At 67.0% G+C, this 9,693-nt stretch carries 7 protein-coding genes and 1 pseudogene; 6 read left to right on the top strand and 2 right to left on the bottom strand.

Annotated features, from left to right (window positions below; genetic code table 11):
- The first annotated feature begins 239 nt into the window (after positions 1-239).
- Positions 240-860, top strand: coding sequence for a DUF6318 family protein (locus tag G6035_RS18805; RefSeq protein ID WP_176618629.1), 621 nt, complete (start codon positions 240-242; stop codon positions 858-860).
- Positions 861-1,171: 311 nt separating this feature from the next.
- Positions 1,172-1,744 carry a PKD domain-containing protein gene (locus G6035_RS18800; protein WP_176618628.1) on the top strand — a complete coding sequence of 191 codons (573 nt, stop codon included), beginning with the start codon at positions 1,172-1,174 and terminating at the stop codon, positions 1,742-1,744.
- 144 nt (positions 1,745-1,888) lie between these two features.
- Here G6035_RS18800 and G6035_RS18795 read toward each other — a convergent pair whose 3' ends face one another.
- Both G6035_RS18795 and G6035_RS18790 read right to left on the bottom strand, forming a co-directional pair.
- Entirely contained in the window at positions 1,889-3,958 is a 2,070-nt protein-coding gene (locus G6035_RS18795; protein WP_176618627.1) for an acyl-CoA dehydrogenase, read from the bottom strand.
- Complete coding sequence (locus tag G6035_RS18790; protein ID WP_256884403.1) at positions 3,955-4,674, bottom strand: TetR/AcrR family transcriptional regulator; 720 nt, start codon at positions 4,672-4,674, stop codon at positions 3,955-3,957. Before G6035_RS18790 ends, G6035_RS18795 begins: the two co-directional genes overlap by 4 nt.
- 64 nt (positions 4,675-4,738) lie before the next feature.
- Here G6035_RS18790 and G6035_RS18785 point away from each other — a divergent pair, with 64 nt between their 5' ends.
- From G6035_RS18785 to G6035_RS18770, 4 genes and pseudogenes are all read left to right on the top strand, one after another.
- Entirely contained in the window at positions 4,739-6,076 is a 1,338-nt protein-coding gene (locus G6035_RS18785) for an acetyl-CoA C-acetyltransferase (protein WP_176618625.1), read from the top strand.
- 5 nt (positions 6,077-6,081) lie between these two features.
- Complete coding sequence (locus G6035_RS18780; RefSeq protein ID WP_176618624.1) at positions 6,082-7,443, top strand: 3-oxoacyl-ACP reductase; 1,362 nt, start codon at positions 6,082-6,084, stop codon at positions 7,441-7,443.
- 2 nt (positions 7,444-7,445) lie between these two features.
- Entirely contained in the window at positions 7,446-8,366 is a 921-nt protein-coding gene (locus G6035_RS18775; protein WP_176618630.1) for a MaoC/PaaZ C-terminal domain-containing protein, read from the top strand.
- Between the two features lie 93 nt (positions 8,367-8,459).
- A pseudogene (locus G6035_RS18770) lies at positions 8,460-9,395 on the top strand (MFS transporter); the annotation flags it as partial.
- Between the last annotated feature and the right edge of the window lie 298 nt (positions 9,396-9,693).

Here is a 9,693-nt window from a genome sequence, read left to right as displayed (position 1 = left end):
AGGCGGAGACCGCGCCGCTGTGGATAAGTTGGTGGTCCAGATCACACATGTGGGGTAGCTTGTTGTCAAGCTGAAACGGGGCTCCAGCAATGCAGGGTCCCTCCTCAACGCACCCGGGGGTCCGCATGACGACCAGCAAGCCACACTCGCATCACCGCGACGAGCACCGACAGGCAGGGCGAAAACTGCGTGCAAGGCCTTTGCTGCGGCGTTGGCGCCGACGAGCCACCCTGCCGGCCGTGGCCCTCACCGCAGTTCTCGCTCTCGCCGGGTGCGGCACGGACTCGCAACCGAACAGAGCACCCAGCCCCGCCACGGCTCCGCCAACCAGTGCGGCACCAGCAACCACGGCGGCTCCGACGACGCCGCCCATCCCGGTCTACCAGCCCGCCACCGCCAACGGACCGGCTCAAAACGTCCCCGTCCCGGTGCTGCCCGCCAAGGCCAAGGAATTCTCCAAGGCCGGACTCGAAGCCTTCGCCACCTACTGGTACTCCACCCTCGGCTACGTCTACGAAACCGGCGATTCAAAGCCCATGATGGAGGTTACCGACGCCAACTGCGGGACATGCAAAAATATCAACGACCCCGTCGGCAAGTGGTACCAGCCAGGAGGCTGGATCGTTGGCGGGCGGATGACGGTGCACTCCACGACTACTTCATTCGTTAAGGCGCCGGACGGCATGTACCAGGTTGTCCTCATGACTCAACAGAGTCCGCCAAGCTTCTACAACCCTGACAAATCCCTGCGAACGGCAAATCCTGCCTCGCCTGCCCAGGCAGACATCCTTATGGCGGCGTATAAAAATGGACGCTGGACTGCCTACACCATAGAGAAACTAACCGGCCCTGCATCATGAAGATTCTACAGTTCCTCGCTGCAGCAGCCTGTGTATTTGTCCTCATCACCGTTCAAGCTGAGGTTTCGTCGGCAGCAGCTGATACCCCCAGCTGGGGAGACGGAAGCATTGGAAGCCGTGTGCTGAGTCGACTGCCCGGTGCCGCCGAGCTTTATGGGGAACTTCCGGCAACTCAAGCCTTTAACCCGTTTATTTATGAATTCCGACCGGCATGCGTGACTGCGGACCAAGTCCTCTTTCCGCAGTGTTCGGCAAGCATGCCCAAATGCAAAGAGGCAGGCGGAGGATCTGCCGTTTATTGGTATAAGTCATTGAAGTCGGCTGTTCCGCCCAAATGGGTTTTCGACTCCGGTCCCACCTGCATCTACACCGAAAAACCCCGCGACATCCTGGCCGAGATCGCCGCGCAGATCAGCCACGAATTCCAAAAAACACCCGTCCAACCCGCCACCGTCGGCTCCCAACCCGGCCCCCACACCCTCCGCGGACAAGAAACCAACTTCTACGCCCTCGCACACGAACAACAATTCACCATCACCCTGCTCGGCCAAAAAATCCACCTCACCGCAACCCCCACCACCTACACCTGGAACTACGGCGACGGCACCACCTGGGGACCCACCCCCACCGCCGGCGCACCCCTGCCCGACGACAGAATCGGCGAACAAACCCAAACCAGCCACATCTACACCGCCACCGGCAAATACGCCATCACCGTCACCACCCACTTCACCGGCACCTACAGCGTCAACGGCGGCCCCGCCCTCCCCATCCCCGGCCAAGGCCACATCCCCTCACCACCCCTGCCCCTCACCGTCTGGCGCGCCGTCACCCACAACTACGCCGACAACTGCAACGAAAACCCCCACGGCACCGGCTGCTAAGGCCGTCGGCCAAGAAATACCCCGCAACCGGATCCAGGGCCCAACCCTTAATCGACGGCGGCACCGGCGGGAAAATTCCCTCCGCCGGGTGCCGCCGTCGAATACATTGAAGTTGAACGGATGGGACAAGCCCCAAAGGCGCCCCTACCTGCGGGCCTTGGCCTTCTGCACCATGACCTTCTCGTCCATCGGGGCGTCCTTGCTGGCACGCAGCTTGCGGTAGTAGTCCCGTGCCTCGTCCTGGCGTTCGCGCTCAATCCCGGTGGCAATCGTGGCCCGAAGGTGCTCCGGCCCGTAGCCAAACGCGTCCACCAGGTCCAGTGCGTGGGGCCGCAGTTTCGTCAGAATGCGGTTGATGTACGGTGCCAGCGTGCGTGCACGCTGCATGGAGATCCGCCCGTTCATCAGGTACCAGTCGAGGTGCTTCTCGATGAGTGTCAGGCCAAAGAGGTCGCGCAGCCGGGCCAGGACCTTCCTGGTGCCCGGGTCCCCAATGCGGTGCAGCGCCTCGGTGAACGCCTCCCATTGCAGCAGTTCAGCATGGGCCCGGGCTGCCTCGATCAACGCATTCTGGCTACTGTTAAACAGCTCGGCCGCCTTATCCTTGGGCAGCTTCCCGGCGTCCTTCAGCGCTGCCCCAATGTCCGACACCATGGACTGGACGCGGCCGGCAAGCAACTCGTGTTGTGTGTTCTCGTCCCTAAGGGCCTTGGCCGACTTTTGGGCGGATCCTGAGTCGGCCACGAACTGCGCCACCTGGCGCAGACCGGACTTGTTCCAGGTGAGGTCAGCCGCCTGGCCCACCACAAAGCGGGCAAGGACGCCAAAGTCCAGGTTGCGGAAGTCCTTCGAGTAGTCCGCCAGCAGGCGCTTGGCCACCAACTGCAGCAGGACCGTGTTGTCGCCCTCAAACGTGGCATACACATCCAGGTCGGCACGCAGCGAGGTGAGGCGGTTTTCAACCATGAATCCGGCGCCCCCGCACGCCTCGCGGCACTCCTGCAGCGTGTCCAGGGCATGCCACGTCGACAGCGACTTCAACGCAGCGGCCAACGTCTCCAGGTCCTGGCGGTCCTCGTCCGTGTCGTGGGTGCCGGAGAAGACGCCGTCGAACTTCTGCAGCAGCTCCTCATGGGCAAAAGCCGCGGCATAGGTCGTCGCGAGGCGCGGCAGGAGACGGCGCTGGTGGCGTTGGTAGTCCAGCAGCACCACTTCTTCCGTGTCCGACGCGGCGTTGAATTGACGCCGCTCCGTCGCGTACTGAATGGCAATCTTCAGGGCCACCTTGGAGGCGCCCACGGCTGCACCGTCGAGCGATACGCGTCCCTGCACCAGGGTGCCGAGCATGGTGAAGAATCGCCGCCCCGGGCTCGTAATGGAGGAGGAGTAGCTGCCGTCCCCGGCCACGTCGCCATATCGGTTGAGCAGGTTGGTGCGGGGAATGCGGACATTGGAAAAGTGCAGGCGGCCATTGTCGATCCCGTTGAGGCCGCCCTTGATGTTGTCGTCCAGCCCGCCGATTCCAGGAAGGAACTCCTTGGTCTCCGGATCCCGCAGATCCACATAGAAGGCGTGGACACCGTGGTTCACGCCACGCGTGATGAGCTGCGCAAACACCACCGCAGCCAGACCGTCCACGGCCGCGTTACCAATGAACTCCTTCCAGGCAGCACGGAAAGGGGTGTTGATGACGAACTCCTGGGTGACGGCATCATAGGTGGCCGTGGTGGCGATCGAGGCGACGTCGGAGCCGTGGCCAATTTCAGTCATGGCGAAGCATCCTGGAATCTCCATGGACATGATGCCCGGCAGCCACTTGTCCTGGTGCTCCTGCGTGCCCAGGTGCAGCACTGCGGAGCCGAACAGGCCCCACTGCACGCCCGCCTTGACCTGGAGGGACGGGTCAGCCAGCACCAGCTCCTCAAAACCGGCCACGTTGCCGCCATGGTCGCTGGTGCCCCCCAGCCGCACGGGGAAAGCGCGGTGCACGCCGTTGTTTTCCACCAGCAGTCCAAGCTGCCGGAAGACACGTTCGCGATGCTCGGTATGGGAGAGCCCCTCAACCTTGTGCAGCTCGGGGCGTCCGGCCAGTTCGCGTGCCTGGAGGCGCACCTCGGCCCACTTGCCCAGCAGCGCCTGTCCCAGGGCGGCAACGTCAACACGGGCGCCGTCGTCGTGGTTGTGTTTGGTTGAACGGCTTAGTACGTCAGTCATCGGGTTCCTTCTGCTTGCTTTGGATTGTCGGTGGGGCGTGGAGCCGGGGCGACCTGTTGGGCGACGCCGTCGAACAGCCACGCAGAAATCTGTTCGGCCATGGCCCGGTGGTCGGGCTTGGCCGCGGATGGGGGAGTCTTCAGCCACAGCTCGCCCGCGGCCCGCACCAGCCCGATCGCCGCCGTCGGCCAGTAGCCCAGCAGGGGGGAGTCAGGATCGCCCAGCAGCTCCCGCAGCGGTTCGGAAATCATGGCGGTGACGGCCTCAAAGAAGCCGCTGAGGTCGCCCTCGGGGAGCGGGCCGGCGTCGGGTGGGGACGTCACAAAGGTGTACACGTTGGGCGACGTCTCAGCCATCTGCAGGTACGCGGTCACCATGTTCACCAGGCCCCCGCGCGGGGTCTTGGCGGTCCTCCCGGCGGCGACGATCGTGGCCTGCATCTGCCCGATCACCACCCTCCCCACGGCCTGCTGGAGTCCGGCCTTGTCACCGAAGTAGCGGTAAAAGACGGACTTTGAGGTGCCGGCGTTGGCCGCGATGTCCTCCATGGAGGCGTCGTGGCCCAGGTGGTGGATGGCCCGCCGGGCCGCCCTGATAAGCGAACGACGGCGTTCCTCCCGGTGCGCTTCCCACCTCACCGAGCGCCCGTCGACAGGCGTGCCGCCCGGGACGGGGAGGGGCGGCGGCGCGGCCTGCCCTGTTGGTAGCGAGTTCACGATACCCAGCGTATCAGGTACGCTGGGTATCAGTAATTCACGCCACATCTAAGGAGACCGCTCCATGAGTTCCCCCACGGCAGAAAACACGACGGCGAGAGCCGGCACCATCCGTAAGGCGGTGGTGGTTGGCGGCAACCGCATCCCCTTCGCCCGCTCCGGCGGGGCCTATGCCCACGCCTCCAACCAGGACATGCTCACGGCGGCGCTTGATGGTCTTGTGGCCCGGTTCGGGCTGCAGGACGAATCCATCGGCGAGGTGGCCGCCGGAGCCGTCCTGAAGCACTCCCGCGATTTCAACCTCACCCGTGAGGCCGTGCTGGGCTCCGCACTCCTCGCCACCACGCCTGCCTATGACCTCCAGCAGGCGTGTGCCACGGGCATGGAGGCCGTCATCGGCTTGTCCAACAAGATCAAGCTGGGGCAGATCGACTCCGCAATTGCCGGCGGCGTGGACTCCGCCTCCGACGCCCCCATTGCCGTCAGTGAAGGCCTGCGTGCCATCCTGCTGGACCTCAACCGGGCCAAGACGATGGCCGGCAAGGTGAAGATCCTCGGCCGGCTCCGGCCCAGGGACCTTGCCCCGGACACCCCGTCCACGGGAGAGCCCCGCACCGGGCTGTCCATGGGTGAGCACCAGGCGCTGACCACCGCCCAATGGAAGATCACGCGCCAGGCACAGGATGAACTGGCGCTGGCCAGCCACAAAAATCTCGCCGCCGCCTACGACCGGCACTTCTTCGACGACCTGGTGACGCCCTTCCGCGGCCTGACCCGTGATTCAAACCTGCGCGCAGACTCCTCGCTGGAAAAACTGGCCAAGCTCAAGCCCGTCTTCGGCCGCAACCTGGGCGACGCCGCCACCATGACGGCGGGCAACTCCACCCCGCTGACCGACGGCGCCTCGACCGTGCTGCTCGCCTCCGAGGACTGGGCCCGGGACCATGAGCTGCCCATGCTGGCCAACGTCGTGGACGGCGAGGCCGCGGCCGTGGACTTTGTGCACGGCAGGGACGGCCTGCTCATGGCCCCCGTGTTTGCCGTCCCGCGCCTGCTGGCGCGCAACGGGCTGACCTTTGACGACATTGACTACTTTGAAATCCACGAGGCCTTCGCCGGCACGGTGCTGAGCACCCTGGCGGCCTGGGAGGACGAGGAGTTCGGCCGGACGCGGCTGGGCCTGGACGGCGCCTTCGGCACGGTGGACCGCAGCAAGCTCAACATCAACGGCTCCTCACTTGCCGCCGGCCACCCCTTCGCCGCCACCGGCGGCCGGCTGATCGCCACCCTGGCCAAGATGCTCAGCGAGCGCGGCCTGGTGGACGGCCGTCCGGCCCGCGGCCTGGTCTCCGTCTGTGCGGCCGGCGGCCAGGGCGTCGTGGCATTGCTGGAAGCCAGGTAGCCGCGATGGCAGCACACCAGAAGGTGTCCTCGGACAAGTACACGGAACTGGTTTCCGGCGGCCTGGGCCGGGAACTGGCCAAGCGCCTGGGCCTGCCACAGCCCGCCGTCCTGCGCCGCTTCACGCCGGGCGTGCCGCTGGTCCAGGGCCCCATCCTGGTGGTGGGCCACTCCGCGGGGGCCGACGCCGTTTCGGCCGTCCTGCTGTCCTGGGGCCAGGACGTGCGCCGGCACGCCACACCCAGGGACACCTTGGGCGCCATCGTGCTGGTGCTGGACGAGCTGGCCCATCCGGACCAGCTGTCCGCGCCGCTGCGGGAAGTCGGCGGCGCCCTGCGTGACCTCCAGCGCAACGGCCGGATCGTGGGCATCTCACGGCAGGCCGACGCGCAGGACACCCCCGAGGCCGCCGCCGCACGCAACGCCGTGGACGGCATCCTGCGTTCCCTGGCCAAGGAACTGCGCGCCGGCGCCACCGCCAACGGCGTGGTCCTGGCCAACGGCACCGCCGCAGACGCACCCAGCACCATGTCGGCCCTGCGCTTCTTCCTCTCCGCACGCTCGGCCTTCGTGGACGGCCAGTTCCTGACCGCCTCCTCCGAGGGAAGCGCCACGGAACCCAACTGGGACAGGCCCCTGGAAGGCAGGGTCGCCGTCGTCACCGGGGCCGCCCGCGGCATCGGCGCCTCCATTGCCCGCACCCTGGCCCGCGATGGCGCCAAGGTGGTGGCCGTGGACGTGCCGGCCGCGGGGGACCAGCTGGCAGCCGTTGCCAATGAAGTCCACGGCACCGCGCTGCAGCTGGACATCACCGCCACCGAAGCCGGCGCCCGCATCCTGGACCATGCGGCACAGCGCCACGGCCGGCTGGACATCGTGGTGCACAACGCCGGCATCACACGGGACAAGCTGCTGGCCAACATGGACGCCGCCCGCTGGGACTCCGTGATTGCAGTCAACATTGCCGCGCAGCTGCGCATCAACCAGGCACTTTTGGCCAGCAGCCACTTCGCGGACCACCCACGGATCATCAGTGTCTCCTCCACGAGCGGGATTGCCGGCAACCGCGGCCAGACCAACTATGCCGCGTCCAAGGCGGGCGTGATCGGCATGGTCCGTGCCACCGCGCCGCTGCTGGCTGAAAAAGGCGGCACGGTCAACGCCGTCGCGCCGGGCTTCATCGAAACCGCCATGACCGCGAAAATCCCCTTCGCCACCCGCGAGGTGGCCCGCCGCCTCAACAGCCTGCAGCAGGGCGGGCGGCCGGAGGATGTGGCCGAGGCCATCGCGTATTTCGCCTCGGAGGCCTCGGCCGGGGTCACGGCCAACATCCTGCGCGTGTGCGGGCAGAACCTGGTGGGGCAGTGAGCATGGAAAACGTGCTGACGGAGATGCCGTCGCTGTCGAAGCTGTATGTCAACGCCGCGGCGACGGCCGCCATGAAGCGGCTGGCGCGTTCCGTCCCCGTGGTGGCACTGCCCACCCGGGCCCTGGAGGTCCGGGGCGTCACCGCCGACCTGGCAAAGCTCACGGCCTTCGCGCACCTGTTGGGCAAGCCCGCCCGGGACGTCCTGCCGTCGGGCTACATCCACGCGCTGGCGTTTCCGGTGGCGATGGGCGTCATGGTGCAGGACGATTTCCCGCTGCCGCTGCTCGGCATGGTCCACCTGCGCAACCAGGTGGACCACTACGCCGCCGTGCGCTTTACCGACGTGCTGACCATCCGGGCCTGGGCCAGGGACCTGGCCGGGCACCGCGCCGGCACCCAGGTCCAGCTGGTGGTGGAGGTGCGAAACAGCGACGGCACGGCGCTGCTGTGGCGCGGCGTCTCCACCTATCTGGCAAAGGGGATCTACCTTCCGGGCCTGGACAAGCCGTCGCCGAGGCCGGCCGGGGCGCAGCGGGAACCTTTCTCCGCGCCGCAGCCCACCGCGCAATGGCGGCTGGGCGTCGACACCGGCCGCGCCTATGCCGCGGTCTCCGGGGACTTCAACCCCATCCACCTCAGCGTGCTGTCCGCGAAGGCGCTGGGGCTGCGGCGTTCCATCGCCCACGGCATGTATGCGGCCTCGCGCGTGGTCTCCGACATCGGTTCGCCCAAGCCCGAGGCGTTTAGCTGGGACATTGCCTTCGAGGCGCCGATCTTCCTCCCCGCGACGGTGTCCGTGCACATTGCGGACACCCGGGCGGACGACGGCGGCTGGCTGGGCAGCGAGTTCACCGCCTGGAACGCCCGCAGCGCCAGGGTGCATTTCCGCGGGAGCGTCACGGCCGGCACCACCCAGCCCTGACGGGCACCGGGGCAGGTCCGGCGCCGGGGCCGCGGCCCCGCTGCCGCCGGGTCCAGGGACCCCCGCCGGGAAGCAGTCTGCCATCGAATTCCGATGGCGGGCTGCTTTTTTAGGTGGGGGCCCGCGGCCGGCACCAACAGTGCCGGCATGACCCACCGCCAGGTGCTGGAGGCACTCACCGGCCTGCTGGCTGCCTTTTTCACCGCCATCGTGGCCAACGCGCTGCCCACCATCATGGACCAGTTCCACTGCACACAGACCGACTTTGCCTGGGTCATCATGGCGGCACTGCCCGCGAACGCCGCCGCCACCCCGATGTAGGGCAGGCTGGCCGAACTCTTGGACAAAAAACTGCTGGTCCAGCTGAGCATCATCATCTTCGTGGCGGGCTCCGTCATGGCCGGCTTCGCCACCACCATTCCGCTTCTGCTCACGGCCCGCGTCATCCAGGGCATCGCCATGGGCGGCCTGACAGCCCTCGCCCAGGCGATCATCGGCACCATCATCTCCCCGCGCGAACGTGGACGGTACTCCGGCCAGATGGTGACCCGGTTCGGCAGGTGGAAGCACTTCCTGGTGGGCGGTGCGCTGTTGCTGATCGCAGGCCTTGGCTTGACCGGCACCATCACCCACGACACCAACCTGGCCCTGGTGGGCAGCTACACGTTTGCCTTCGGCCTGGGCCCGGGCATGATGATGCAGAACCTGCTCCCGGCCGTCCAAAACACCGTCGCAGTGAAGGACATCGGCTCGGCGTCAGGGTCCGCGGTGTTCTTCCGCACCGTGGGCGGGGCCGCCGGCGTGGCCATCCTGGGCGCCGTCATGGGCACCCGCGTCACCAGCGTGGTCAATGCCGGCCTCGCCGGGGCCGGCGTCAAGCCATCCGGCGGACCGCACGCCACCTTGGACCTGGCCAGCCTGCCTGACCCCGTCAAGGTCATTGTCCGCGCTGCCTGCGGCGACGGGCCGGCCCTGATTTTCATGATCGGCGCCATCATCATCATGCTGGTGGCCCTGGCCGCCGTGCTGCCCATGAAGGAAATTCCCCTGCGCCGCACCATTGACATGGTCGACGCCGGCAGGCGGGGTGCCGCCGTGGCGGCCGGTGGGTCTGTGGACACCAGGCCCGCGGACGCCGTGGCGGACGCCCCCGGTACTCCCGCACCCGGCACTCCCGAACCTGGCACGCCCGAACCCGCGAAATAGGGCCCGGGGACACAGCGGGGCAGGGAAGCCAGGGATTTGGTGCCGGGTGGTGGGTGGTGGCACCCAACGGCAGCAAGTTGTCCTCCGCACCGTCTATGAAGCCCAGTCCCTATTCAGGGCA

The organism is Arthrobacter sp. SDTb3-6, from assembly GCF_013376095.1.
Classification (GTDB): Bacteria; Actinomycetota; Actinomycetes; order Actinomycetales; family Micrococcaceae; genus Specibacter.
This window is presented reverse-complemented; position numbering and strand designations above follow the sequence as displayed.

Coding starts and splice junctions, on each gene's coding strand:
- G6035_RS18795 (WP_176618627.1), bottom strand. CDS start 3,958: ATGACTGACGTACTAAGCCGTTCAACCAAACACAACCACGACGACGGC.
- G6035_RS18775 (WP_176618630.1), top strand. CDS start 7,446: ATGGAAAACGTGCTGACGGAGATGCCGTCGCTGTCGAAGCTGTATGTC.
- G6035_RS18780 (WP_176618624.1), top strand. CDS start 6,082: ATGGCAGCACACCAGAAGGTGTCCTCGGACAAGTACACGGAACTGGTT.
- G6035_RS18785 (WP_176618625.1), top strand. CDS start 4,739: ATGAGTTCCCCCACGGCAGAAAACACGACGGCGAGAGCCGGCACCATC.